The 24,497-nt window shown below is 53.8% G+C and carries 24 protein-coding genes; 6 read left to right on the top strand and 18 right to left on the bottom strand.

The genetic code is table 11. From position 1 onward, the window contains the following. Window positions 1-463 precede the first annotated feature (463 nt). From BUE18_RS25760 to BUE18_RS25750, 3 genes are all read right to left on the bottom strand, one after another. Window positions 464-1,804, bottom strand: coding sequence for an ATP-dependent 6-phosphofructokinase (locus BUE18_RS25760; protein WP_073479014.1), 1,341 nt, complete (start codon window positions 1,802-1,804; stop codon window positions 464-466). Window positions 1,805-1,891: 87 nt separating this feature from the next. Beyond that, a complete protein-coding gene (locus tag BUE18_RS25755; RefSeq protein WP_073479013.1) occupies window positions 1,892-2,875 on the bottom strand; it encodes a KpsF/GutQ family sugar-phosphate isomerase in 984 nt (327 codons plus the stop codon). Window positions 2,876-3,199: 324 nt separating this feature from the next. Next, window positions 3,200-4,963: a glutamine--tRNA ligase/YqeY domain fusion protein gene (locus BUE18_RS25750; RefSeq protein ID WP_073479012.1), complete on the bottom strand. Its 1,764-nt coding sequence runs from the start codon at window positions 4,961-4,963 to the stop codon at window positions 3,200-3,202. A gap of 198 nt (window positions 4,964-5,161) precedes the next feature. Here BUE18_RS25750 and BUE18_RS25745 point away from each other — a divergent pair, with 198 nt between their 5' ends. Together BUE18_RS25745 and BUE18_RS25740 are read left to right on the top strand one after the other, a co-directional pair. After that, window positions 5,162-6,565, top strand: a complete 1,404-nt coding sequence (locus tag BUE18_RS25745) for a phospholipase D-like domain-containing protein (RefSeq protein WP_073479011.1) — start codon at window positions 5,162-5,164, stop codon at window positions 6,563-6,565. A 7-nt stretch (window positions 6,566-6,572) separates the two neighbouring features. After that, window positions 6,573-6,806, top strand: coding sequence for a hypothetical protein (locus tag BUE18_RS25740; protein ID WP_073479010.1), 234 nt, complete (start codon window positions 6,573-6,575; stop codon window positions 6,804-6,806). A gap of 9 nt (window positions 6,807-6,815) precedes the next feature. Here the strand turns inward: BUE18_RS25740 and BUE18_RS25735 are convergent, their stop codons facing one another. From BUE18_RS25735 to BUE18_RS25695, 9 genes are all read right to left on the bottom strand, one after another. Beyond that, entirely contained in the window at window positions 6,816-7,448 is a 633-nt protein-coding gene (locus tag BUE18_RS25735) for a response regulator transcription factor (protein ID WP_073479009.1), read from the bottom strand. A 146-nt stretch (window positions 7,449-7,594) separates the two neighbouring features. Beyond that, a complete protein-coding gene (locus BUE18_RS25730) occupies window positions 7,595-8,200 on the bottom strand; it encodes a hypothetical protein (RefSeq protein WP_170868469.1) in 606 nt (201 codons plus the stop codon). Window positions 8,201-8,320: 120 nt separating this feature from the next. Then, window positions 8,321-9,223: a COG1361 family protein gene (locus tag BUE18_RS25725; RefSeq protein WP_073479007.1), complete on the bottom strand. Its 903-nt coding sequence runs from the start codon at window positions 9,221-9,223 to the stop codon at window positions 8,321-8,323. Between the two features lie 412 nt (window positions 9,224-9,635). Continuing rightward, the gene (fabD, locus tag BUE18_RS25720) at window positions 9,636-10,577 is read right to left on the bottom strand and encodes an ACP S-malonyltransferase (RefSeq protein ID WP_083611296.1); all 942 of its coding nucleotides are present in this window, start codon (window positions 10,575-10,577) and stop codon (window positions 9,636-9,638) included. Between the two features lie 6 nt (window positions 10,578-10,583). Continuing rightward, a complete protein-coding gene (hemA, locus tag BUE18_RS25715; RefSeq protein ID WP_073479006.1) occupies window positions 10,584-11,888 on the bottom strand; it encodes a glutamyl-tRNA reductase in 1,305 nt (434 codons plus the stop codon). 1 nt (window position 11,889) lies between these two features. Next, window positions 11,890-12,702, bottom strand: coding sequence for a c-type cytochrome biogenesis protein CcsB (ccsB, locus tag BUE18_RS25710; RefSeq protein WP_073479005.1), 813 nt, complete (start codon window positions 12,700-12,702; stop codon window positions 11,890-11,892). 43 nt (window positions 12,703-12,745) lie between these two features. Beyond that, on the bottom strand, window positions 12,746-13,558 hold the full coding sequence (locus BUE18_RS25705) for a retropepsin-like aspartic protease family protein (RefSeq protein WP_073479004.1): 813 nt from the start codon (window positions 13,556-13,558) through the stop codon (window positions 12,746-12,748). Further along, a complete protein-coding gene (locus BUE18_RS25700; RefSeq protein WP_073479003.1) occupies window positions 13,555-14,247 on the bottom strand; it encodes a precorrin-2 dehydrogenase/sirohydrochlorin ferrochelatase family protein in 693 nt (230 codons plus the stop codon). The genes BUE18_RS25705 and BUE18_RS25700 overlap by 4 nt, the downstream gene beginning before the upstream one ends. Further along, window positions 14,247-15,008, bottom strand: a complete 762-nt coding sequence (locus tag BUE18_RS25695; protein WP_083611294.1) for an MBL fold metallo-hydrolase — start codon at window positions 15,006-15,008, stop codon at window positions 14,247-14,249. The genes BUE18_RS25700 and BUE18_RS25695 overlap by 1 nt, the downstream gene beginning before the upstream one ends. A 187-nt stretch (window positions 15,009-15,195) precedes the next feature. On the opposite strand from BUE18_RS25695, the gene clpB reads away from it, so the two are divergent. After that, window positions 15,196-17,787 carry an ATP-dependent chaperone ClpB gene (clpB, locus tag BUE18_RS25690; protein ID WP_073479002.1) on the top strand — a complete coding sequence of 864 codons (2,592 nt, stop codon included), beginning with the start codon at window positions 15,196-15,198 and terminating at the stop codon, window positions 17,785-17,787. Window positions 17,788-17,849: 62 nt separating this feature from the next. On the opposite strand, the gene BUE18_RS25685 is transcribed toward clpB, so the two are convergent. From BUE18_RS25685 to cutA, 6 genes are all read right to left on the bottom strand, one after another. Next, a complete protein-coding gene (locus BUE18_RS25685; RefSeq protein WP_073479001.1) occupies window positions 17,850-18,131 on the bottom strand; it encodes a hypothetical protein in 282 nt (93 codons plus the stop codon). Then, complete coding sequence (locus BUE18_RS25680; protein ID WP_073479000.1) at window positions 18,124-19,185, bottom strand: BAR domain-containing protein; 1,062 nt, start codon at window positions 19,183-19,185, stop codon at window positions 18,124-18,126. The genes BUE18_RS25685 and BUE18_RS25680 overlap by 8 nt, the downstream gene beginning before the upstream one ends. A gap of 90 nt (window positions 19,186-19,275) precedes the next feature. Further along, window positions 19,276-19,671 (bottom strand): hypothetical protein, encoded by a 396-nt coding sequence (locus BUE18_RS25675; RefSeq protein ID WP_073478999.1) that lies wholly within the window; start codon window positions 19,669-19,671, stop codon window positions 19,276-19,278. A 139-nt stretch (window positions 19,672-19,810) separates the two neighbouring features. Then, a complete protein-coding gene (locus tag BUE18_RS25670; protein WP_139264943.1) occupies window positions 19,811-20,665 on the bottom strand; it encodes an alpha/beta fold hydrolase in 855 nt (284 codons plus the stop codon). Window positions 20,666-20,813: 148 nt separating this feature from the next. Further along, window positions 20,814-21,701 (bottom strand): alpha/beta hydrolase, encoded by an 888-nt coding sequence (locus tag BUE18_RS25665; protein WP_073478997.1) that lies wholly within the window; start codon window positions 21,699-21,701, stop codon window positions 20,814-20,816. Between the two features lie 81 nt (window positions 21,702-21,782). Next, complete coding sequence (gene cutA, locus BUE18_RS25660) at window positions 21,783-22,103, bottom strand: divalent-cation tolerance protein CutA (protein ID WP_073478996.1); 321 nt, start codon at window positions 22,101-22,103, stop codon at window positions 21,783-21,785. 192 nt (window positions 22,104-22,295) lie between these two features. On the opposite strand from cutA, the gene BUE18_RS25655 reads away from it, so the two are divergent. The 3 genes from BUE18_RS25655 to BUE18_RS25640 form a co-directional block, all read left to right on the top strand. Then, entirely contained in the window at window positions 22,296-23,117 is an 822-nt protein-coding gene (locus BUE18_RS25655) for a tetratricopeptide repeat protein (protein WP_139264941.1), read from the top strand. A 52-nt stretch (window positions 23,118-23,169) separates the two neighbouring features. Next, window positions 23,170-23,472 (top strand): hypothetical protein, encoded by a 303-nt coding sequence (locus tag BUE18_RS25650; protein ID WP_073478994.1) that lies wholly within the window; start codon window positions 23,170-23,172, stop codon window positions 23,470-23,472. Between the two features lie 807 nt (window positions 23,473-24,279). Beyond that, window positions 24,280-24,497 (top strand): IS110 family transposase (locus BUE18_RS25640; RefSeq protein ID WP_139264939.1); only part of this gene is annotated, 218 nt, incomplete at its 3' end.

Raw genomic sequence — 24,497 nt, 5'->3', positions numbered from 1 at the left:
AGATAGGTGGTTTGAATTATTAATATTTTCCAATCTACTATAGTAAAAATGTATATAAAAGTTAGTACGTTGTTAAGGGACGTCCCCAAAAATCCCCGTCCCCCAAAATCCGTTGTTCGTTGGTTAGTCGCCCTTGAAAAACAAACAAATTATTGATTTTTATCGATAAAATCGTAAACTGGGGTTAACGTATTTTGCATGAAACAAGATGTTCATCCCCCAAAATCTTGCAATATACGGTAGGTCAAATTCATGAAACCCAGGTTGTACAGTGACGGGTATCACCTGACACATCCGCTCCCTGGCGGGTTGTGAATTACGCCGCGCCTTTGGCGTTGGGAGCTTGTTCCTTTTTTATTTTTGGCTTTGGCAATTCAGCCCAAAACACCTTGGCAGGAGTTCTGCCATTCATCTACCTTTAGCCCAGAGTTGAGTCAAAGCTGCAAAAAAAAATAACGGCGCATCATTTACACGGCTCATGATCATTGGTCATGCTGCGTTGGCCGGTGGCTTCCTGGACGCTCATCCACAGGCGGCCGTTGGGGTCGATGCGTTTGCGTTTTCCGGCCGAGGCGTCCATGGGCACGTGGACGAACTGGTCGTGCCAATACCCCACGAGGAGTCGGGTTTTGCCGGCCATTCCGGCGTGGACGGCGTTCCGGGCCAGGAAGCTGCAAAACACGTTATCGTTGGAATTGGCCGGATGGCTGCGAATCATGTAGCTGGGATCGATGAATTTGAGGTTGATCTCCATGTTGATGGAGTCGAAGTAGCGGGCGATTTCGCTTTTTAAGAACATGCCGATATCGTGGAGCTTCAGGTTGCCGGAAGCGTCCCGCTCGGCGTTTTCCCCTTCGAAGAATTTTTGCCCGGCCCCTTCGGCGGCGACGACTACGGCGTGGCCCCGGTCCAAAAGGCGGGTTTCCAGGGTTTTTAAAAATCCGTTTTCCCCTTTCAGGTCGAAATCCACTTCCGGAACCAGGACAAAGTTCACGTCCTGCTGCGCCAGGGCCGCGTGGGCTGCGATGAACCCGGAATGGCGGCCCATGAGCTTGACCAGCCCGATGCCGTTGGGATATCCCACGGCCTCGGTATGGGCGGTGCGAATGGCGGCGGTGGCCATTTCCACGGCGGTCTCAAACCCAAAGGAGCGGCCCACCATAAAGATGTCGTTGTCGATGGTCTTGGGTATGCCCACCACGCTGATTTTAAGGCCGCGTTTGGCGATTTCGTCGCAAATCTTCGTGGAGGCCATGAGGGTGCCGTCTCCGCCCACGGTGAACAAAATGCCCACGTTCATGCGTTCCAGGCAATCCACAATCTGGCCGATGTCCTGGGGGCCCCGGGAGGAACCCAGCACGGTGCCGCCCGATCCGTGGATGTCCTCCACTTCCGCGGGCGTCAGGTCCACCACGTCGTACCGGTATTCCGGGATGAATCCGGCCAGGCCGTACCTTATTCCGTAAATGCCGCGCACGCCGTAGCCGTAGGTGAGCTCCAGGACGATGGCCCGGATGATGTCGTTCAGGCCCGGGCACAGGCCGCCGCAGGTGACGATGGCGCACCGGACCTTGCTGGGGTCGAAAAAGATATGGCTTCTGGGGCCGGCCTTTTCGAAGGAGGCGGGCTCGATGCCCAGGCGGATTTGCTCCAGGATTTTTTCGGCGTTGATTTCCACCAGCACCCGGTCCTCGTCTGGCTGAAAGCTGCACTCGGGCTTTCCGTTTTCGGATTTGCGGACCGGGGAGGCGATTTTGGCCTCTCCCAGGGTTTTGATTATGGTGTCGGTTAGTTCCGGATTCATTGCCAGTCCTCATGATAACGCGCGCGGTCAGAAAAAATATTAGGGAAACAGCGTCAATACAGCGGATGCAATGTCCATGCCTCGGGATTAATGGCCGTTAAACCGGACCTCTCCCTTGCCCAGAATGTCATGCACATGGAGAATTCCAAGGACCTGATTCTTCTCCCCCACCACGGGCAGCACGGTGATCAGGTGGGCTTCCATCAGGTTCAGAGCCTCGCTCACCTTGGAATGGGAGGTCACCGCCTTGGGCGTGGGCGTCATCACGTCCTTGGCCGTCTTTTTCTCCACTCCGTTGCCCCGGGTGAGAAAACGGCGCAGGTCTCCGTCCGTGATAATGCCTTTGAGGGCGCCGTCCTTGTCCGTGACCAGGGTCGTGCCCAGGTCCAGGCGGTCCATCTCGGCGATGGCCTCGGTCATGATGGTGTCTTCCAGCACGCAGGGAACGTCGTCGCCGGTGAGCATGATATCCTTGATCTTGGCGGACAGGCGCTGGCCCAGGTGCCCGCCGGGGTGAAAGCGTTTGAAGTCGCTGGACTTGAAGTTGCGTTTGTTGATGAGCACCACGGCCAGGGCGTCGCCCATGGCTAATAGTGCGGTGGTGCTGGAGGTCGGGGCCAGGCCCAGGGGGCAGGCTTCCCGTTGTACGCCCACGTCAATGACGATGTCGCTGTATTTGGCCAGGGTGGAATTGACGTTGCCGGTAAAAGCGATGACCTTGCAACCCGCTTTTTGGATGCTGGGCACCAAAATGTTCAATTCGTCGGTCTCGCCGCTGTTGGAAAGCGCCAGAAAAAGATCGTCTCCGCAGACCATGCCCAAATCACCATGCATGGCTTCCACGGGATGCAAAAACATGGAGCGGGTGCCCGTGCTGTTTAAGGTGGCCACGATCTTCCGGCCCACAATGCCGGACTTGCCGATTCCGCCGACAATCACCCGGCCCTTGCAGTCCATGATCAAATCCACCATGGCGGAAAATCCCTCGTCGATCTTCTCCGCCAGCTCCAGCACGCCTTCCGCTTCTATTTTAAGAACTTCCTTAGCTTGTTCTATGGTTGATTGGCCCATGATTTTTCCTGTTTTTTTTATCCTCGGCCGTTTTTCGCCGGCCGGATAAGTCAGCCGCAGGTTTCGGCTGCATAGGGTTATGACAAGGTCAGGCGGATTAGCACTCGCCGGGGGCCTTGCCCCAATATTAAAGAGTCTCAATTTCCCGCCGGAAAATCAAGTTTTGATTTTCTTGGCTTTCATTTCCCTGAAAACAAGCGAATGCGCCGCGGTTTTCCGCCTGACAAAATTCCGTCGATCCGGACCGGCAAAACATTGACGGCCCGCCCCGAACCGTACCGGCTGAATAACCGGTCCGATCCGGGGCGCGGCGGATATGCGTTTTTATTTCTTTTTCTTCTTATTGTTTTTTTTAGGCTGGGGCTGCTGGGATTTCTGGATTTTCGCCCATTGGTCCCGAAGTGTGACGGTGCGATTGAAGATGACCAACCCGGTGTCGGGATCGACGGAGTCCACGCAAAAGTATCCCATTCTCTCAAACTGGCACTGGTAGCCGGGGCCGGCATTGGCCAGGCTGGGCTCCACCTTGCAGTCCTTGAGAACCTTCAGGGAATCGGGATTGATATAGTCGGTGAAATCCTTGCCTTCTTCCACGTCGTTGGGGTTTTCCTGGGTGAACAAATGCTCGTAGAGTCTGACTTCCGAAGTGCAGGCGTGCCTGGCCGAAACCCAGTGAAGCGTGGCCTTGACCTTGCGGCCGTCCGGGGCGTCTCCGCCCTTGGTGGCCGGGTCATAGGTGCAGCGAAGCTCGACAACCTCGCCGTTCTCGTCCTTGATCACTTCCTGGCAGGTGATGAAATAGGCGTACCGCAGCCGCACTTCCTTGCCGGGGGAGAGGCGGAAGAATTTCTTGGGCGGATCCTCCATAAAGTCTTCCCGCTCGATGTACAACTCGCCCGAGAAAGGCAGCATCCTGCTTCCCTGGCTCGGGTCAGTGGGATGCAGCGGGCAGTCCAGTTCTTCGGATTCCCCTTCGGGATAGTTGGTGATGACCACTTTCAAAGGATTCAGCACGCCCATGACCCGGGGTGCGACTTCGTTCAAGTGCTCCCTGACGCAGAACTCCAAGAGAGCCATGTCCACCATGGAATCCCTTTTGGCCACGCCGATGCGATCGCAGAAATTGCGCAGCGCCTCGGGCGGATAGCCTCTTCTGCGAAGCCCGGAGATGGTGGGCATGCGCGGATCGCTCCAGCCGTTCACCAGGCCCTTTTCCACAAGCTGAATGAGCTTGCGTTTGGAAAGAACCGTGTGGCTCAGGTTGAGCCTTGCAAACTCGATCTGCTGAGGATGGCAGGGGGCGCTCACGTTATCCAGGACCCAGTCGTATAAAGCCCGGTTATTCTCAAACTCCAGGGTGCAAATGGAATGGGTGATGCCTTCAATGGCGTCGGAAAGGCAATGGGTGAAATCGTACATGGGGTAGATCAGCCATTTATCGCCCGTCCGATGATGATGGGCCCTGCGAATCCGGTACAAGGTGGGATCGCGCAGAATCAGGTTAGGGGCGGCCATGTCGATTTTAGCCCTGAGCACCCGGGAGCCGTCCTCGAACTCGCCGGCCCGCATACGCTGGAACAGGTCCAGGTTTTCCTCGGGCGTACGGTCCCTGTAAGGGCTGTTCTTTCCCGGCTCTTTCAGGGTTCCGCGGTATGCGCGGATTTCCTCCGGGGAGAGATCGCACACGTAGGCCTTGCCCGCTTTGATCAACTCCACGGCAAACTCGTACAACTGCTCGAAATAATCCGAAGCATAGTGCAACTCGTTCCAGCCAAAACCCATCCAGCGGACGTCTTCCATAATGGAGTCTACGTATTCCACGTCCTCCTTGGTTGGGTTGGTGTCGTCGAAGCGTAGATTGCACGTGCCTTTTTCGTGTTCTCCGGCTATGCCGAAATTCAGGCAGATGGACTTGGCGTGCCCGATGTGCAAATAGCCGTTGGGCTCCGGCGGAAACCGGGTGGCCACTTTGCCGCCGTGCTTGCCGGATTCATTGTCCTTGGCGATGATAGTGCGGATGAAGTCCAGGCCTTTTTCCTTGCTCTCGTCATCCGGGCTTGTATTCTGAGTATGGTCGGGCTTTGCCATGGTTGTTATCCTCTTAACTATTCCTAACAATTACAGGTTTGGACTCCCCTATTTAATACAGCCAATAAAAAATGCAACCCATTTTGCAAGTAAAACGCCCTTTGCCTGTTCCAAACATGGTTGACGAATCTTCAATTGCAAGGTACAAACCAAATAACCCTATAACGGCCTATTTTCTCCAACAAAACAACAGAGACTATGGACCTTACCTCCTCTTATTGGGCATGGATATCCGTCAACCTCCTGCCGGCCCTGGGCTTTATTTTGGCGGTGCTCGTTTTGGCCCACATCCTTATGACCCGCCGATCTCCGCCAAGCACCCTGGCCTGGTTGATGGCCATTATCTTCGTGCCGGTGCTTGGGGTTACGCTGTACCTCCTTTTCGGAGGCCGCAAAACCCAACACATGATAGAAAGCAAGCCTCTTTTGCCCGAGCCGGAGCAAACCATAGATTCGGGAGAACTGGCTCCAGGCGCCTATATCCAGAATAAACGCCATGGGGTGTTCAGGCCTTACGCCAAAAATTCCACGGTGTTGCTGTCCGACGGGGTCCACGCCTTTCACGAAACCATCCGCCTTATAGAAGAGGCTCAGGAGTCAGTATACCTCGCCACCTTCATTATGGGCAAGGACAGGACCGGCAGTTGGCTTATTGAAGCCCTGGCCGCCAAGGCTTCCCAGGGAGTCCGCGTGCGCCTGCTCATGGACGCCTTGGGCTCCATGAAGATCAATCGCCGCTTTACGCGCCACTTAACGGCCGCCGGAGGCAAAGTCGATTTTTTTATGCCCATGATGCGGCTGCCTTTCCGGGGGCGGGCCAATCTGCGGAATCACAGAAAAATCCTGACCGTGGACGGCAGGTCGGCCATTGTGGGCGGCATGAACCTGGCTCATGAGTACATGGGGCCTAAAATGGCGCCCGGACGTTGGCTGGATATGGCCATGATGGTGGAAGGACCCGTCGTGGCCAATCTTGAGACGGTTTTCCGCTCGGACTGGAAATTCGCCTCCGGCGAAACCCTGCCCGAGTCCGTCATTCCTCCCTGGGAAAACAGCGACAGGCGCCAGGCTACGCTGCAGGTCATCGCCAGCGGCCCGGACGTCAAGGGGGATTCCCTCCGGGATTCTTTACTCACCTGGATTTTTAAGGCTGAAACCCGTGCATGGATCGTCACCCCTTATTTCGTCCCGGACGAACTCTTGGTGCAGGCCTTAAGCATTGCGGCCCGCCGGGGCGTGGATGTAAGAATTATCATCCCCAGGCGCTCGAACCATTTAATGGCCGATCTCGCCAGGGCGGCCTATCTGACCTATTTGCAGGAGGCGGGCGTCTCGGTCATGCTGTATCAGCCGGGGATGCTTCACGCAAAGGCCATCATCGTAGATGACACCGTGGCCGTGGTGGGCTCCGCCAACATGGATATGCGCAGTCTTTTATTGAATTATGAGGTGGCTTTGGCTATCTATACCCCGGCGGTCATCCGCGAGGTGGACGCCTGGATGGGATGGCTTTTGAGCCACTGTTTGCCCAGGCAAACCAAGGCAAGTCCGTTCAAGGAACTGGCTTACGGCCTGGGCAGAATTTTTGCTCCGTTGTTGTGAGAGGGATATGGCTAAGAAAAAAGGCAAGAAGAGCAAAGGCTTTAAGGATGCAAGCCAGGAAGTTCCGGCGAAAAAAACAAAAATCACCCCCGCGGCTGTGATCGCAGGAGGCCTGGGCCTGGCCTGCATCTTTTTTGGGGCGACAGGCGTGGCCAACGGCAGGCCCGGTGGATATTACGCCATGGTGCTGGGCCTTTTATTTATCGGCGCTATCAGCATAGGATGGATGAAAAAAAAATAGACGGATTCATCAGTCATTATATTCCCTGTGGGCGTCGTCCATATCCTCTGGGGTTATTCCCTCCTCTACCATGCACTTTGCCTTGCATTCGGGGCACAGGCCGTGGCTGAACATTAGGTCCGTATGGTCCGACAGATATTTCTCTATACGCTGCCAGCTTTCTTTATCCGTCCGGATTTTATGGCAATACATGCAGATGGGCAGAATGCCCTCCAGGGTTTTGATTTGCGCCATGGCCAATTGGAGGGATTCCACCTGAGCCGCCAGAGCGCGTTGCAAGTCCAGAACCCGGCGGCCGGCCTTGATCCTGGCCTGCAGCTCCAATCGGTTGAACGGCTTGCAAATGTAGTCGTCGGCGCCCGCTTCCAGGCCGGATACAATGTCCTTGGGATCCTTGCGGGCGGTAAGGAGAATAATGTAATTGTCGCCCTCGCATAAAGACCGGATTTTTCTGCACAGCTCCAACCCATCCATTTCAGGCATCATCCAATCCAGGAGAAACAAGGAAAATTTTTTCTCCTGGAGCATCTTCCACGCTTCTGCGCCGTTTTTCGCGGTCGTTGTTTCGTAGCCCCATTGGGTCAGGATGGCCTCCAAAAAATGGCGTGAAGTGGAGTCGTCTTCGGCGATCAATATATTCATGGCAAACCCCTTTTTTTAGCAGCGTTGTTTTTGCTCATCAAAATTGACTTGCAAGAATTGATCCCATGACCCCTTGAGACAAAAAAAGCCCGGACAACGCCCCTCGCGCGCCCAGGCTTTCTTTTCAGAAATTTTTTAGAGAGCTGTTATTGCATAGCGGCCAGCTTATCAAAGTCAATGGCCCCGGCGTAGGCCTTGATTTCGTCCAGAGAAACCACATCGCCGTTTACTGTGATGAGATACTTGTTATTGACGACAATGGTCATTTCACCGGTTTGGTTGGCAGCGTCATATTCGTACATGGCGCGCTGGCCGTTCACCTTGTCCAGCTTCATGCCGGAAGAGGACGCAAACGCCGGATTGGACAGCATCATCATCATGCCCTGCATGGCCGGGGAGTCCGTCATAATGTTGATGGTAATGTTGCTCCCATCCTTGTAATAATTGCGCTGGGCCGTAACGCCTCCGCCGAACATGGCTGCTCCTGCGGCCGTGGAAGTGGCGTCTTCAGCGGTCCATCCGCTCAGGGGTTTAGGGAACATGGTTTCCAGGTCCCCGCCTTTTTTCTGGCGAATCAACTGAGCGGCGTAGTCCAGCTGGCTTGCGGCTTCGGAATAATTGCCCGCTTTGTACTGATTCACCCCTTCGTTAATAGCGTCGGTTACATCGTCGGCCATGGCCGGGAAAGCTCCCAGGCACAGGGCCATCGCGAGCACTGCAAACGTAGTCATCCAGGATTTCATAGTCTTCATTTTCACCTCGTATTAAAAGAAAATTTTTTGATCCGGCGTCTTTTGAGATGGATGGAAATCCTTTAGCACAGCGTATAAAAAAAGCAATGGGAATATGAATCGCTTACAGGAAGAAATGCTTTAAACTGAGGGCCTCCGCCAGGAAAAAAGCCAGACCCCGCCGAAAAGGCATGCAAGGATAGCATCCAGGCCCATCCACCAGGATCGGGTTCTGCTAAACCAATGGTCGCGAGGCTTTACCTTTAACGTTGTCGTGGAAAGCAAACAGCGATGATAGCCGCCGTCGTCATACTCCAGGATGAAAAACAGCGCATGATCCCCGGCCCTGTCAGCCAGGTTTTCCACTTCAAAGTCCACCAGAACGGGCTTGCCGGGAAGCAGGGTAAGGCTGCGCAAGGGTTTTTTACAGGACAGAGAGTCCGGCGCAGCCAGGCGCGCTTTGGCTTGAATGACGTTTTGGGTCGTGTTGGTCAGGGTAATCAGTATGAGAGGATTTGCGCTGCCGGGCTTCTCTCGCAGTTTTGCCTGGACTCCAGGCTCCGGCGCGCCGGGCGTTTTAACGATTATTCCGGCCAAAGAGGAAAAGGGCAGGCTGTTCAGGTCCCTGTAGCCTATGTGCAAAATAGCCGGAAAAGATCCCTGGACGCCTTGGGGTAGCTCCAGCGTGTAGGTAAACACCACGCACTGTTTGGAATTAAGTGTATCCGCGCTGCTTTGCAATTGAAGGCCATGATAGTCAAGAAGACTTGCCGCTCCGGCCTTTTTGACGTTTTCGATCACTTTTTCCCGCGGGACGGCCTGGCCGGTGATTCTTTCGCCCAGCACCTCCAGTTCGGCCGTCACAAAGTTGGCGGGGTCATTGCCCAGGTTGGAGATCCTGGCTGCTATCTCCACGCGGCTGCCCGTGGCCTGAGCGCCAAGCTGGGTTTCAAGGGTGACATACCCGGCCGAGCACGGAACGGCGAAGATCGTAAGCAGCAAAATTACGGAAAGCCAAAACGTCCTTGATATTTGTTTGGGCATGTTTTCCCCCGTTCTAGGTTTTTAAGATGTACCTGGCAAAATTTCAGAATGACTCTGGGCCCCGTTTCCGGAAGTGCGTCATGACGATTGCAAAACAACCGCAATCATCCCCCCGCCTCCCTCCACGGGGATGACGAAGAATGGAGGCCGCAGCAGCCTCTCTGTTTTGTTGGGTTCGAAGTCCAAAGTCAACGAAGGCTGAGTGATGCTTGGAAGCCGGACTTCTTAACCCAACCTGCTTTTTATCCATAAAAATAGTAGGTTGAGATAGAGCTTGCAAGACCTTTCCTAAGGAGGCTGCCCGTTTTCCGCCGGACTAATGTTCAACGCCGAAAACACTCATGCGAAACCCAACGAAGGGGTTTCCAACGCAATAATTAAAAAGCCGTCCTCCCGGCGTGACGTGGATGTTTTAGGCCACGGCTTTCAGGAAAGCCTCCAGGCTTTTCAAGTCCTGCACATTATGCACGACGCAGGGCCTTTCCTTGTCATCCAGGACTTTTTTAACCATGCCCGTAAGCACGTTTTTCGGGCCGATTTCCACAAAGACTTCCGTCCCGGACGCCTGCATGCCAAGCAGGGAGTCGCACCACTTGACCGGGCTGGTCAACTGGACCGACATAATATCTTTGAGTTCCGCGGCGCCGTAACAGAGCTCGCCCGTTACGTTCATCACCACCGGGCATTCAGGTTTGTTAAAGGCGAACTCGTCCAGATAGGCGGCGAATTCCTCTTTGGCGCCTCGCATCAACGCGCTGTGCCAGGCCCCGCTTACTTTCAAGGGAATGGCCCGGGCTTTTTGCTCTTTGGCCAAAACGCAAGCCTGTTTGACCCCGTCAGGCGAGCCTGTGATGACGATCTGGTTTTGGGTGTTGTGATTGGCCACGGAAACGATCCCGGCGCTTTGCGCCTGCTCCACAATGGCAGACACCGCCTTGATATCCAGCCCCATGACAGCCGCCATGGTTCCTTTATTGGCGCAGGCCTCCCGATGCATCAACTCGCCCCGTTTAAAAACCAGCTTAAAGCAATCCTCGGCGGAAATGGCCCCGGCGCATTTAAGAGCGCTGTACTCTCCAAGGCTGTGCCCGGCCGTCAGCGAGGGCTTGACGCCCTCCCTGGCTATGGCTTCCATACAAGCCAGGTTGACGGCTGTAATGGCCGGCTGAAGGTTGACGGTTTCCGTCAGGTCTTCCATGGGGCCGTTAAAGCACAGGCGCCGGATATGGCGCTTGCACAGCTCCTCCACCATGTCGAAGAGCTCGCGGACGAAAACGAATTCGTCGTGAAAATCCTGCCCCATGCCCACAAACTGGGAGCCCTGGCCGGGAAACATGAAAACCGTATTATTCACTTTATGCTACTCCTCGTCCGGCGAAATTTCATCGCCATTTTCGGAATTGTTCAGATTAAATATGTCCCGGGTAAAGCCAAGAACTTCCTTTTTTTGCTTTTCCCTATGTCCGCCCGCCTTTAAAAACTGGATGGGGTCGTGCATCACCTTGTTGATAATGGACTGGGTCAGCCGGTCGATGGCTTCTTTTCCATTTTCATCCAAACCGGTGACATGGGCCAGGGTTTTGGCCATTTCAGCCTGCCGGATGGCTTCCAGTTTTTTCTGGAGGCTGACTATGGTGGGAACGATGTCCAGCCCCTCCAGCCAGGTGCGGTATTTGATGACGTTTTCATCCACAATGCGTTCGGCCCGGATCGCCTCTTTTTGCCTTTCGTCGATGTTGCGGTCGATCACGCCCTGCAGGTCGTCAATGTCATACACGAAATTATTGGAAAGATTGTTGATGGCCGGGTCGATATCCCTGGGCACGGCGATGTCGATGAAGAACAACGGCCTGTTTTTCCTGGCCCGGAGCACCTTTTTCACGTCCTTTTTTTCAAGCACGTAGCCGGGAGCGCCCGTGGAGCTGATGATGATGTCTGCGATTTTAAGATGCTCCTCCACCTCCTCCAGCCGGATCGGCGTTCCACGGAACCTCTCCGCCAAAGCCACGGCTCTTTCAAAGGTGCGGTTGGCTACAAAAACGCCGGCCGCGCGATGGTTCAACAAGTGCTCCACGGCCAGCTCCGCCATTTCGCCGGCGCCGATAAGCAGCACCTTCTTGTCCGTCAACTCCCCGAAAATTTTACGGGCCAGCTCCACCGCCGCGTAGCTGATGGACACCGCGTGGTCCCCAATGCCGGTTTCCTTCCTGACCCGTTTGGCGGTCATGAAGCAGCGGTGCATAAGCCGGTTGAGGACTGCTCCCGTTGTTTTGGCCTGGGTGGCGAGCCTGTACGATTCCTTCATCTGCCCAAGGATCTGGGGCTCCCCCAGCACCATGGAGTCCAGGCTGGAGGCCACCCTGAAAACATGCTGAACCGCCTCGTCGCCCTTATACACAAACAGGTTTTGCTCAAAATTTTCCAACGGCATGCTTTTGGTGCGGGAAAAAAAATCCTTGATAGCCGCAACGCCTTGATCCGGATCCTGGCACGCCGCCGCAACCTCCACCCGGTTGCAGGTGGAAATCAACACGGCCTCCGTGAGTTCCGGAATCCGGCTGAGCTCTTTTAAACCCGCGTCTGCTTCCAAAGAGTCAAAGGCAAAGCACTCCCGGACATCCACCGGGGCGGTTTTATGATTTAAGCCTACTAATACAATATCCATATCAAAACTTGGTGAACTGCGTATGATGGCCGAGTAAAAAGAAATTTACGCCAAAGGTTATAAGCACAACCGCCAGCCCGATTATGGCCATGACCGCCGCGCGTTTTCCTCTCCAGCCCACGGTAAGGCGCTCGTGAAGCAGGGCTGCATAAAACAGCCACGTCACCACGGACCAAAGCTCCTTGGGGTCCCAACTCCACCATTTGCCCCAGACGGACTGGGCGTAGATAAAGCCGGCTATCATGCCAAAGGTGAGCATGGGAAACCCAAAGGCCACGCATGCATACCCCATCTTGTCCAGAACTTCCAGGGAAGGAAGCCTGTGATATATAAAACCATGCTGCTTTTTCTTGATGGCCCGTTCCTGCATGAGATAGATAATTCCCACGCAGGCGGCCAGGATAAAGGCGCCGTCGCCCAAAAATATGGCCGTGATGTGCACAAAGGTCCACACGCCTTTTAACAAATCCGGAGACACGGCGGACGAGCCTGAAAACAGGGAAGAGGCGATCATGATTCCGCAAACCAGGGGCGCCACAAAAGCTCCTAAAACCATCAAGCGGAAACGCAGATTAAAGCCCACGTATATCAAGGCTATGGCCCAGGCCGTAAAGCAAAGCGTCTCCCGCAGGTTTTCCACTGGCATGACCCCGGAAACCATAAAGCTGGATAGAAGCACAAAGGTTTGAATGCCCAGCCCCAGGACAAAAAAGTAATGCCCGACCTTATGGTAAATCTCCTGATGAAAAATCAGGTATCCCAGGTATCCGAAAAAACCCGTTACATAGGCTGATAAAGCAAGAACAAACAGCATATACAAATCGCCTCCGTTAAACCGGAATAAACAACCTTGGCCGTCAGGGCTGTTTTGCGCCGCGCCACCTGATGGTGAGAGCGTCGCCCTCCACCTCATACCCTTCCAGGCGGGAGAAAAAATTCATGCCGAGCAAAGACTCGTCCAACTCGGAATCATTAACATAGGCCGGCAAATTATCCAGGACAAAACCTGCAACCCGCAGTTCGTCCAACTCAATCCTGGCGGTGTCAACCAACCCGTTGGCCGTTGATGCCTGCCTGTCGTAAACCAGCGTTTCCGCGTCGTAACCGGCTCTTTCCGCATCCCTTTTGGCCAGAACCACGTTCGTGGCCCCCGTATCCGCCAGGAAGATAATCGGAACGCCGTTTACCTGCCCCTGGATGTAAAAGTGGCCGTTGCCGGCCTTTGTATAAACATGGGAGTTTTCCGAAACCGCCATGCCCTGGTCGGGAATCAGCACGGAAACCACCCTGTCTTTTACGGCGCCCAATTCCGCTTTATAAGCGTATAGGGTCACGCAGGCCAATATGATGCCAAACCAGATCAGCGCCTGCTTGGCGTATGTTTTCAGACCGTTTCCGGACATCGACCGAACCCAGAATGCAATGAAAATGGTCACGGCGCCCGCCCAGACAACGTCGCCCTTGTCAAAGCCGGTAACAGCCCCCCTGGTTTTCGTGAAGAAAAAAATCAGCCCGAATCCAAAAATAAGCGTAACAACGAAAGCAATGGATCCTGAGCGGGAGAATTCCGGGTCTTCAGAATCCTCTAAATGCTCCGGAACTTTGGAATCCGTATACTTCGCCCAGGGATGGGCGTTATCCCGGTGCTGTCTATTGGGCGACTGGCTCACTCAGCCTCCGTGCATTCAAATCCATCGTTCAGGCCTCCCACCAACTCATGCACGGAATAGCCTGCCCCTAATATTTCTTTCAACAATACATCCGCTCCGTTTTCGTCCCGGGCGGCCAGAAGATCCAAAAGGCCGCCGCTGATTAACTTATTGAACAGGCCTTTGTGCTCCTCCGGAGCGTGGGATTGGGCCAATAGCTTTTTCCTGACCGCTCCCATCAACTCCAGGAAGACGCCGTACTCCGCCCCGAACATGCATTGCAGGTCCTGGCGGATTTTCTTCGCAAAAGCCGGACTTTGCCCGCACGTGGATATAGCTATCACCAAATCCTTTTGATTGACAATGGACGGCAAAATAAAATTGCAGTCCCCGGGCCGGTCGGCAATATTGCATAACAGATTGTTTTGATGCGCGTCCCGGCTGATTTTTTCGTTTAGATCCGCGTCGTCCGTGGCGCCGATCAACAAAAAAGCCCCGTCCAGGTCCGAACTCTTGTATCCCCTGGCGTGCAGGATGATTTCCCCCTGAGCGGCCAGGTCCATCAGGGAATCGTGAGCCCGGGGGCTGATTACCGTTACCCTGGCCCCGCATTCCAACAGGGTTTTCGCCTTGCGGGCGCCCACGGCGCCGCCTCCGATCACCACGCATTTTTTGTCCGTGACGTCCAGCATCACCGGATAATACCGCATCAGATTAGGATCTCCATCAGGTCTTGAGCCAGGTCCAAAGGGCCGCTCCAGGTCTTCCGGCATTGGTCGAAGACGGGCGCTTCGTCGCATTCCGGATAAAAATGCGTAAGTACCAGCCTTTTCACCTCCGCCCGGGCGGCGATCTCCCCCGCCTGGGAAGGCGTTAAATGGCCCGGAACCTTATTATCGTCAGGCAGTGCGCACTCGCACAGTAAAAGGTCTGCACCCCGGGACAAGTCGATCAGGTCCCGGCAATAGTCCGAATCCCCGGAATACACAAAGGACTTCCTTCCGGCGTTGATTCGGAAGCCCACACTCTGATCCGTATGCTCCATGGGACGCGTTTCCACGGTAAAATCCGCAAAGTCCCGCCGATCCGGCCCTGCGGCGTCCATTTCCATAATTTCCATGATTTCCGGGTCCAGGACAATCCAATCGCCGAAGGCGCTTTGCAGGTTTTTGTAAAAATCCATAAAGCCCCTGGCGGCGATTACGGAAAAAGGCGTCCGCCTGCCGTATTCCTTCGGATACTTGGTCGAAAACAGAAAAGGAACGAATTCCCCCACGTGGTCCGGGTGCAAATGGCTGTAGAATATGTGGGTTACGTCCTGGATCGTATGCCCCGTCTCCAAAAGGCGGCGCATGGTTCCGGCCCCGGAATCGAAAAGCAGGCGGCTGCTCCCCACGCTGACCAGGGCGGAGCAGGTGCTTCTCTCTAAAGACGGTACGCAGGTTCCCGATCCCAATATATTGATTTTCATGGTATTTGCCCCGGGCCAATGTTGCGGTTCACGATTGCGCACAGATGCATCATGGAAAAACGCCTTTTTTCCCTTTTTACCCCTTATCGCGATTTGACAAGGAAACGCAAGTGATTATTTTTTGATGAAAGAAAGATAACTACCCGGTAACTTGGGATATTTCCATTTTATATAAGGAGTCGTACCAATGCGTTTTGACAAATTCACCATTAAGTCCCAGGAATTATTGGGCGAGGCCCAAAACCTGGCCGTTACCCAGGGACACCAACAAATAGAGCCCGAGCATTTTGTCTCGGCCATGCTTATGGAAGACAAAGGCATGGCCAGATCCATGTTTCGGAAAATGGGCGTTTCTCCCGACGGCGTAGCCAATGAGTTCGCGGCGTTAATAGAAAGAATGCCCAGAGTGAGCGGCGCCGGGGCGGGCGAAAGCTACTTGTCCCCCAGGTCCAAACAGGTCCTTCAAAACGCCATGGCCGAAGCCGGCAAAATGAAGGACGAATACGTAAGCCTGGAGCACATCCTCCTGGCCATAGCCGATGAAAAGCACGGAGACGCCTCCCGCACCCTGGCGTCCCACGGCATTACCAAAGACACCCTGCTGAAGGTGCTCCAGAACATCCGGGGCTCCCAAAGGGTTACGGACCAGAACCCGGAGGAAAAATATCAGGCCCTGGAAAAATACTCCCGGGATCTCACCGAACTGGCCCGCATCGGCAAGCTGGACCCGGTCATCGGCCGGGACGACGAAATCCGCCGCATCGTCCAGGTGTTAAGCCGCCGCACCAAAAACAACCCGGTGCTCATCGGCGAGCCAGGCGTGGGCAAGACCGCCATTGTGGAAGGCCTGGCCCAGCGGATTGTGCGGGGCGACGTCTCCGAATCTCTGAAAAACCGCCGTTTGGTCGCCCTGGACATGGGCTCCCTGATTGCAGGCGCCAAGTACCGCGGCGAGTTTGAGGACCGGCTGAAAGCCGTGCTTAAGGAAGTCGAGGACGCCGAAGGCGAAGTCATCATGTTCATCGACGAAATGCACACCCTGGTGGGCGCGGGCGCAACCGAAGGCGCCATGGACGCTTCCAACATGCTCAAACCGGCCCTGGCCAGGGGCAGCCTGCGGTGCGTGGGCGCAACCACCCTGAACGAGTACCGCAAGTACATCGAAAAAGACGCGGCCCTGGAACGCCGATTCGCCCCGGTTTTCGCGGCCGAGCCCACGGTGCAGGATACCATTTCCATCCTCCGCGGACTAAAGGAAAAATACGAAGTGCACCACGGCGTGCGAATTACCGACGCCGCCATCGTGGCCGCGGCCACGCTTTCGGACCGGTACATCTCGGATCGTTTCCTGCCGGATAAGGCCATTGACCTGGTGGATGAATGCGCCTCCAAACTGCGCATAGAGATCGACAGCATGCCCCAGGAAATCGACGAGGTGCAGCGCAGGATCACCCAGGCTCAGATTGAGCGCCAGGCTTTGAAAAAGGAAAAGGACGCCGCCAGCAAGGAGCGTCTGGCCAAGCTGGAACTGGAAATCTCGGAGATGGAAGAATCCATGCGCGAGATGAAATACCACTGGCAAAACGAAAAGGAAGCCATCGACGAGATCACCAAGATCAAGGAAGCCCAGGAACGCCTCAGCATCGAGGAGGAGCAGGCCGAACGTCAGGGCGACTTGAACCGGGTGGCGGAACTTCGCTACGGAAAGGCCAACGAACTCAAGCAGGCCATGGAGCAGGCCCACGCCAAACTGGCGGAACTGCAGCGGGACCGCAAAATGCTCAAGGAAGAGGTGGACGACGAGGACGTGGCCGAGGTCGTGTCCCGCTGGACCGGCATTCCGGTTTCCAAAATGCTGGAAAGCGAAAAGGAAAAGCTCGTCCGCATGGAAAGCCGCCTGGAAAAACGGGTGATCGGTCAGAACGACGCCATCGTGGCCGTATCCAACGCGGTGCGCCGCGCCCGGTCCGGGCTTCAGGACCCCAACCGCCCCATAGGCTCCTTTATTTTCATGGGCCCCACGGGCGTGGGCAAGACCGAATTGGCCAAAGCCCTGGCGGAGTTCATCTTTGACGACGATCAGGCCATTGTCCGCGTGGACATGAGCGAGTACATGGAAAAGCACTCGGTGTCGCGCCTCATCGGCGCCCCTCCGGGCTACGTGGGCTACGACGAAGGCGGATACCTGACCGAAGCCGTCCGCCGCAGGCCGTATTCCGTCATCCTGTTTGACGAAATCGAAAAGGCGCACCCGGACGTATTCAACGTGCTCCTGCAAATCCTGGACGACGGACGCATGACCGACGGACACGGCAAGACCGTGGACTTCAAGAACACCATCATCATCATGACGTCCAACGTGGGCAGCCAGTTTATCCAGGAGCTGGGGAGCAATCCCGAGGAAATGCGCAAACGGGTCATGGACGCATTACGCGCCACCTTCCGCCCCGAGTTCCTGAACAGGGTGGACGAAACCGTGATATTCAACAGCCTGACTGTGGAAGACCTGGCCCAGGTGGTCAGAATTCAGACCGACCGTCTGATCAAACGCCTGACCGACCAGCACGTGAACCTGGTCATCACGGAAGAGGCTTTGGTCCTTCTGGGCCAAAAGGGCTACGACCCCGCTTACGGCGCCAGGCCGCTCAAGAGGGTCATCCAGCGCAGCCTGGAAAACCAGCTCGCCCTCCTGATCCTGGAAGGCAAAATCCACCCGGACTCCACCGTCACCGTGGACGCCCAGGGCGAAGACATCGTTTTCAACTTCAGCAAAAACTGATAGGTAAAAAAACGGGGAGCAGTTTTACTGTTCCCCGTTTCAATTCAGAATTAGAATGTTGGCTAAATTATTTCTTGATCGAGCAATTGTTCTTCATATTTCTTTTGGCTTAGCGGGCATTCAATTAGATCGGTAAACTCCTGTTTTGTCAGTTTGCATTGCCTTGCCATCTGGGCGATAAGAGGAGCGCCAAGGGTTTTATATTTGGAACTGCCGTGGCTGGTCTTTGTTTTCACCGGGGTCTTTTTCCCTTCCATGGAAAAATAGACAAAGTAATGATGATCCCCACCATCTTTAACAAAACCTTTTTTTTGCAATCCTTTTTCCACGGACCGCTTATCCATTTTTTGCTTGCTCCCTGATTCTTTTTAAGAGATTTCTTTTTAACTCTAATGCCTTGGGCGAGAGTGCCGAATCATTCTCCAGAGCGTAGCTTCTCCACAGCATTCGGATTTCCTGATTCAATTCATCCGCTAAGTCTTCAATGGTTGAAGCAAATACATCAATTCCTAAAGTTGCATCTCTAAGACAAACAAGTTGGTCATCTTCAACCAACTCTGGTTCCAAGACCAAGGGAGGATCGAAGATCAATACAGATTCGGGAAGTTCCACTTCTTCCCTATGAAAACGTGAAAGAATCAAATCATGAATCTCCTCAACTTGCACAATTTGGTATGGCAACCCTTTTTCATCCAATCGAATCACCCCTGTCACCTGGATTAATTCTCTCGGCCGGTCCAAAAGCATATCTTCTACGGCTTCGTCATAAATACATTCCAAATCTCTTCCTGTTGGTCTATAAAAAATTGTGACCTTTCTGGCATCAAAATCTATACGGACTAAACGGCCGGTGACGGTCTGTAGCTCCTCGACTTGGTCCACGGGCAGGGACAAGTCACGTAAGGCTGGCAGTAACCGTTTGGAGTGCATAAAAGCCTCTCCATTCCAACCCACTCGAACCTCAATCCCGGTGCTCCCTTTTGGGATCATTTTAATGGCCGATTCCATCAGCCTTTTGCGGCGATCTTTATCTGGCATAATACGACGAATTTGGGTTTTATCTTGGCTTTCTACAGCCCTGCAGAAGTTTTCCAAATTGACAGCAACAGCTTCTATGTCCTGTGCTGCAAACAAGTCGCTGCTTGGGTCCCCCAAAGTAATCGGAATTATCAGGCTGCCAGGTTCAGGAGTCCCACATAACAGAACATATTTGTCCTCTAACTTTCCAGTTACTCTGTCCTTTTGCCTGACTTCCATTTCTTCCTGTTGCATTGCGAGCAAATGAACAGCTCGCTGGAGCCCGGATAACACCTGATTAAGCACTGCGGCAGGAACCTTATGCTTTTCTGCAGTCCGCCCAGTAAACTGGATAGTCATTTTTTTTTCTTGATTATCCATGTTTCGTTCCTTTCAACCTCTCGGGCCAAGAGAACTTTGATAAATCCTTTCGTGCGTTCTTATCCATGTATAAATAATTATTTATACCAATCAATCAAATGGTTTTATCCGCAAACATCTATTTATGTTATCAATGGCCTTATTGGCTGGTTCAAATTCCAAAGTGTTTGAAAGCCCAATCAACACCTTAATTGCTCTTTCTATATCCATTCCCCTTCTTGAAAGATAGTATTTGTAATAAACAGGCAGTTCGCAATAAATACCGGCCAAGTCAGCAGAGTGTCTTCTGTTTGCAACCCGTCTCTCTTCTACCCGTTTTTGCATTTCTACGTTTAAATTCTCAGCGTTAATAGCATTGGCATAGAATACTAAATCGGAAATGATCTGAAATCGTACTGCTCTAAATCTTAAAATTGGTTGGAAGTGAAAAGTCACAATTAGATAGCCTATTGCCCCGGCGATAATACTGACAATAACTGAGAACATGATATCTCCTTTAATATTTCCCAGCAATTTAAAAGGGTCAGTGTATTATTAAAATGCCTGAATGAAATAAGCATATCTCTAGTATTTTATTTTGTCAAGCATATCAGATTGTTCTGTATTGTAGCACATCCAGAAAAAACTAAGATCCAATCCTGCTTAACCGTTCCACCATAAGCTGGCCGGCTTTGGCGCTGTGGGCGTCTTTGTTGGAGGCCATGAGCGCTAATTCTCCCTGGGGCAAAAGCTCCACGGTTTTTTCCAGGGTGTCCAGGCCGTGGAGGCTGTCCGTTTCCGTACCGATGATCACCACCGGGGCCTTGACCTTGGGCAGCTTGTCCCACAGGCTGTAGCTATGCAGGGCTAAGGCGTTGGCTTTAAGCCGGGCGGGCTCTGCGGCGTCCAAGGTTCCGTAATATTTGGCGATCTGCTCGGGCTCCTTTTTTCTGTCCACACGAAAGTACTTCAAATACCATTTGATGACGGGCTTGACCACAAGGTACAGGGACGGGGGGGAGTACCGGATGATGGGCACGCCCCAGGCCGGGTAATGGAACTCAGGCACTGGTCCGACCAGTAGCCCAGTTACCGGCTGCCGAAAATCCTGGCTCATGAGGTCCAGCACCACGGTGGAGCCCAGGGAGCTTCCCCCATAGGCGAAGGAGCGATCCACAGGGATCATTTTGTCCACCACCTCCGCCACGTCCTTTGCCATGCGTTCAATGGAGAACTCCAGGTTTTTGAAGTCAGGCAGGCAGGCGCTGATTTTTTCGCGCGTTTCCACGTATAATGTGTGAAATTGGGGGGTTAACTCTTGCAAGACTTCGGCCCAGCCTTTGATCATGGAAATCCAACCCGCGACAAAGACCATGACGGGCAGGGATTTATCTTCGTCCGGGGGAATGAATTCCACGACTTTCAGGGTCGCCCCGTCTGAAACCTTGACAAACTCCTCCCGAAAGTTCACCCCAGGGACCGTATAGGGACTATATGGCATGACCGCGCCTCATATATATGTTTTAAAATTTTAAAAGGTTGGATCTATTGTTACAGGCCGGTGGATCAAAATAAAAACCGGGGCGGGGATGCTGCTTCCTCCCGCGCCCCGGCTGTATTTTTTGGCAAACGCCGTATCCCAGACCCGCTTAGGCCAGGTTTTTCTCCAGGAAGTCGGCTTCCGCGGCGGAGACCTTGTCAAACAGGTCGCCCAGATACAAGTCAAAATGGCCGCATTCCAGGGTCATGATTTCGCTGTACAGCGAGGCCTTGGCGAATCGTTTGGCCGAGTCGTAAGGGCACAGGTTGTCTTCGGTTGCCAGCACAAACAAGGACGGGCAGGGCAGTTCGGCGGCTGCAAAGCCCGGGCGGTACTTGGCGGCTTCCAGCAGGCTGCGGGCCGTGACCTTGTTTTCCCATTCCGAGTCTTCGGGAATGATGGCCAGGTAGCCTTCCAGGTTGCCGGGCTGGTTCAGGGCGGCCACTCTGCCGACCTCGCCCACGGCGGGAATGTAAATGGGATCGCCGAAGCTCACAACAGACCAGAGATCCTTGGAAATGGCCTTGGTTGCTTTGGCGAGAAACTGGGGGCCTAACATGCTCAAGGTGTCGAAACCGTCCGTAAAGGGCACCTGGGAAACCACGGCGCGGACGGCGCGGTCTTTGGCCGCCACTTTCAGGACGTGACCGCCGGAAAAGGAAGATCCCCAAAGGGCGATCTTATGAGGATTGACCAGGCCGGACTTGCGCACGTGCTCCAGGGCGGCGTGCCAGTCCTGAACGTGTTTTTTGGGGCTTGCGTGATGACGCGGAAAACCGTCGCTTTTGCCGAACCCGCGGTAGTCAAACAGGAAGGCGGCGATGCCGCGTTCCAGGAAAACTTGTGCGAAATCGTAGAGCCTAAAGGCTTTTTCAGCGCAAAAGCCGTGAGCCATAACCACCACGGGCGGATTCTCTACGCCCTGGGGCAGCAAAAACTCGCCGTCGCAGGTTACGTTTTGGGACCTGAAATTTGATTGTTCGGTTTTATACTTCATGCTTCCTCCAGTGCTTTATTGATAATCTTGGCCAATATTCAAAACGCGGGCCCGCCCGGCATTGGCTTCCGGCGGCCGGATTCATTCCTGTTGGGTTTCCTCGCCGATCCAGGCTAAGAACTCCGGATTGCCTCCCGTGATGGGCATGGTCACCACGCAGGGGACTTCGTAGCTGTGCAACTCCAAAACCCGGGCGTTCAGTTTTTCAGCCAGGGAGGCCTTGGTTTTGGCGATGACCACCACCTCCGCGTCGTTTTCTATCTCGCCCTTCCATTGATAGACCGATTCCATCTGAGGCAGGATGTTGGCGCAGGCCGCCAGCCTTTCCTCTACTAAAGCCGAGGCGATTTTCCGGGCTTCTTCCATGCTTCCGGCTGTCATGTAAACCAGGACCGCTTCCACTTCACTCCTCCTGATCATCCCGAAATACTGCGCCGGGAAGAAAGAATCGGGCCTGAGGACGCCCATTATCTGCCGCAAGGTATAACATTACATCATGGCAGGCTTTACCACAAAGAGCCTTGGTGTCAAGTCATTTGGACGGCCGCCGCGCCGAAAATCCGTGAATTTTCCTGGTTTTCTTGCAGGAGAGCCTTGTCTTTGATATTAGTCCATAAGCATTTGAATCTTCTTTTGGGAGTGCAGGAGGCCTTGCTTGTCATGCCCGAAATTTTGGTTAAATTAAAAAAAACAGCGGCAAGATGTTTATTGGCCGCCGTCATTTGCGTATGGACGGCGTCTTGCGCATCCGCTCCGGGCAAGGACGGCTCCATACCCGGCGCCTCCTATTTTGAGCGAGCCCTTTTTGCCGAAAGCAAGGGCAGGCATTTGGCCGCCATCGAGCAATACACGCGGTACCTGGAATTGAATCAAAATGCCCCGGAATACGCCGCGCCTGCGTTGAATAACCGGGGAACCTTGTATTGGACGCTCGGGCGTTATGACGAAGCGCTTCAGGATTTTGACCAGGCCGTGGATATGCTGCCCGATTCAGCCCTGAATTACATCAACAGGGGCAACGTATACGCGGACATGGGGGATGTCGAGCGCGCCATTGAAGACTATAGCCAGGCCATTACTGTGGATCCCAAAAACGGTCTGGCCTATTCCAATCGGGGGCTTGCCTGGAGTTCATTAAAAAGGTTTGACCAGGCCATTCCGGACCTGGATAAGGCCATAGAACTGGGGCACGAGGACTTGTACAAAAGCCTCATGAAGCGAGGGGTGATTCGATTCGGAACCAAGGATTACAACGGAGCTGTGGAGGATTTTTCTCACGTCATTGGGATGCATCCCGGATTTATCGAGGCTTATTATTTTCGGGGCTTGGCCCATCAGCAGCTGAACGAAGCGGAAAAAGCGCAAATCGATCTTCAAACAGCCATGGACTTGCAAAAAGCCCTTGAAAAACAATAGGACGGACAAGAAACAGCGCCAGGAAGACGCTGCATAATTAAAGGAGTGTGGCATGGCCTTTGACGAAGAAATGACTTGTTGCGAAAAAACCATTCTTTCCGAATTGCAAGGCGCCTGGGGGCTTTTGCGGGATTCCGTGGCCGAAGCCCAGGATTTTACCGAGGGGCCGCGAGCCCTGTTTCAGATTGACGAGGCCATGAGCTGGGAGGTTGTGCGCGACTTAAGGCGCATGCCGCCGTTTCTTCTGGTGATTCGGAATATCTGCACCATGGGGGACGCTCCCCAGGAGGTTATGGACTACATCCGGTACGTGGACGAAATCCTGACCGAGGTTTTGGAAGAGTATCCCCAATAAGGCCTTTCTGCCTGCATTCGGGCTGGAACCGCCCGCCTACAGTTTTTCTTTTAAAAAAGCGCCTGGGTGCAAGGAATCTATTTTGTTTCAGATAGTTATATATGTATTCCCGCGCAAAGCATGGGAACGGGCAATAGGAGTGGAAAGGGGCATATTGGCATTGTAGCGGCGCCCCCCTGTGGGCGCCTTTGTTTGGGTGGCGCAGGCAGCGTTGTTTGCTGCCTGTGTTGCGAAGCAACAAAAGGCGCGGCCTGGGAAAAATGCTGGAGCCGGGGACGGCCGGCGGGCGAACGGAGTTGGTTGATACCCTGTTTTTAATTGGTTTTGGATGGACCGTTCGCCTGCCCGGCATTTTAGGTTTTTAATGGTTAAAAAGGCCGCACCAACTGCGCTTGCGCGCCCAGGCACGGTGCTGCTGTGCCTGGTGCGCCCTGCGAATATGGTAATTTTTGTTGGGTTTGAAGTCCAACAGCCTCATTGGCGCCTTGAAGCGCCATAGTAGGACTTCGTAACCCAACCTACTGTCTTTATGGAAAAAATGTAGGTTGGGTAGAGCGTGGACAAGACATTTTGAAAGCCCATAACCTTGGTCTTGATGGCCCTCTTTTAACTGGTTATTTCTCTCCGCGAAACCCAACAAAAAAACCGCAGAAACCGCCGCATAAAACCCGCCTTACCAGGGCTCAAACGTCAAGCGTAGATTTGATAATCATAAGAGGCGCCTACCCTTTTTGTTTATTGCGGGTAAGCCGCAATGGTAGGATGGAGTTGCACAAAACCATTCACCCCAAAAAGAGGAGACGCCCAATGAAATTGTACACGGGAATTGATCTGCATTCAAACAATAATTACATGGGGATTATGGATCACCGCGGCAGAAAGGTTTTCTCCAGGAAAAACACCAATGACAGCGAAGCTGTCCTGGAAGCCCTGGCCCCTTACCAGGACGCCATGGAGGGCGTCGTGGTGGAGTCCACATTCAACTGGTATTGGCTCGTGGATTTGCTCATGGAACCCGGCTACAA

This window comes from Desulfatibacillum alkenivorans DSM 16219 (genome assembly GCF_900142135.1).
Classification (GTDB): domain Bacteria; phylum Desulfobacterota; class Desulfobacteria; order Desulfobacterales; family Desulfatibacillaceae; genus Desulfatibacillum; species Desulfatibacillum alkenivorans.
The sequence above is the reverse complement of the archived record's forward strand: the minus strand, read 5'-3'. Positions and strand labels throughout refer to the sequence as shown.

Excerpts from the sequence above, each read along its gene's own strand:
- BUE18_RS25695 (WP_083611294.1), bottom strand. The coding sequence starts at position 15,008 with ATGAAAATCAATATATTGGGATCGGGAACCTGCGTACCGTCTTTAGAG.
- BUE18_RS25650 (WP_073478994.1), top strand. The coding sequence starts at position 23,170 with ATGGCCTTTGACGAAGAAATGACTTGTTGCGAAAAAACCATTCTTTCC.
- BUE18_RS25745 (WP_073479011.1), top strand. The coding sequence starts at position 5,162 with ATGGACCTTACCTCCTCTTATTGGGCATGGATATCCGTCAACCTCCTG.
- BUE18_RS25730 (WP_170868469.1), bottom strand. The coding sequence starts at position 8,200 with ATGAAGACTATGAAATCCTGGATGACTACGTTTGCAGTGCTCGCGATG.
- clpB (WP_073479002.1), top strand. The coding sequence starts at position 15,196 with ATGCGTTTTGACAAATTCACCATTAAGTCCCAGGAATTATTGGGCGAG.
- BUE18_RS25700 (WP_073479003.1), bottom strand. The coding sequence starts at position 14,247 with ATGCGGTATTATCCGGTGATGCTGGACGTCACGGACAAAAAATGCGTG.
- BUE18_RS25725 (WP_073479007.1), bottom strand. The coding sequence starts at position 9,223 with ATGCCCAAACAAATATCAAGGACGTTTTGGCTTTCCGTAATTTTGCTG.
- BUE18_RS25680 (WP_073479000.1), bottom strand. The coding sequence starts at position 19,185 with ATGGATAATCAAGAAAAAAAAATGACTATCCAGTTTACTGGGCGGACT.
- BUE18_RS25665 (WP_073478997.1), bottom strand. The coding sequence starts at position 21,701 with ATGAAGTATAAAACCGAACAATCAAATTTCAGGTCCCAAAACGTAACC.
- BUE18_RS25755 (WP_073479013.1), bottom strand. The coding sequence starts at position 2,875 with ATGGGCCAATCAACCATAGAACAAGCTAAGGAAGTTCTTAAAATAGAA.
- BUE18_RS25735 (WP_073479009.1), bottom strand. The coding sequence starts at position 7,448 with ATGAATATATTGATCGCCGAAGACGACTCCACTTCACGCCATTTTTTG.
- BUE18_RS25685 (WP_073479001.1), bottom strand. The coding sequence starts at position 18,131 with ATGGATAAGCGGTCCGTGGAAAAAGGATTGCAAAAAAAAGGTTTTGTT.
- hemA (WP_073479006.1), bottom strand. The coding sequence starts at position 11,888 with ATGGATATTGTATTAGTAGGCTTAAATCATAAAACCGCCCCGGTGGAT.
- BUE18_RS25750 (WP_073479012.1), bottom strand. The coding sequence starts at position 4,963 with ATGGCAAAGCCCGACCATACTCAGAATACAAGCCCGGATGACGAGAGC.
- ccsB (WP_073479005.1), bottom strand. The coding sequence starts at position 12,702 with ATGCTGTTTGTTCTTGCTTTATCAGCCTATGTAACGGGTTTTTTCGGA.
- BUE18_RS25670 (WP_139264943.1), bottom strand. The coding sequence starts at position 20,665 with ATGCCATATAGTCCCTATACGGTCCCTGGGGTGAACTTTCGGGAGGAG.
- BUE18_RS25760 (WP_073479014.1), bottom strand. The coding sequence starts at position 1,804 with ATGAATCCGGAACTAACCGACACCATAATCAAAACCCTGGGAGAGGCC.
- BUE18_RS25740 (WP_073479010.1), top strand. The coding sequence starts at position 6,573 with ATGGCTAAGAAAAAAGGCAAGAAGAGCAAAGGCTTTAAGGATGCAAGC.
- BUE18_RS25675 (WP_073478999.1), bottom strand. The coding sequence starts at position 19,671 with ATGTTCTCAGTTATTGTCAGTATTATCGCCGGGGCAATAGGCTATCTA.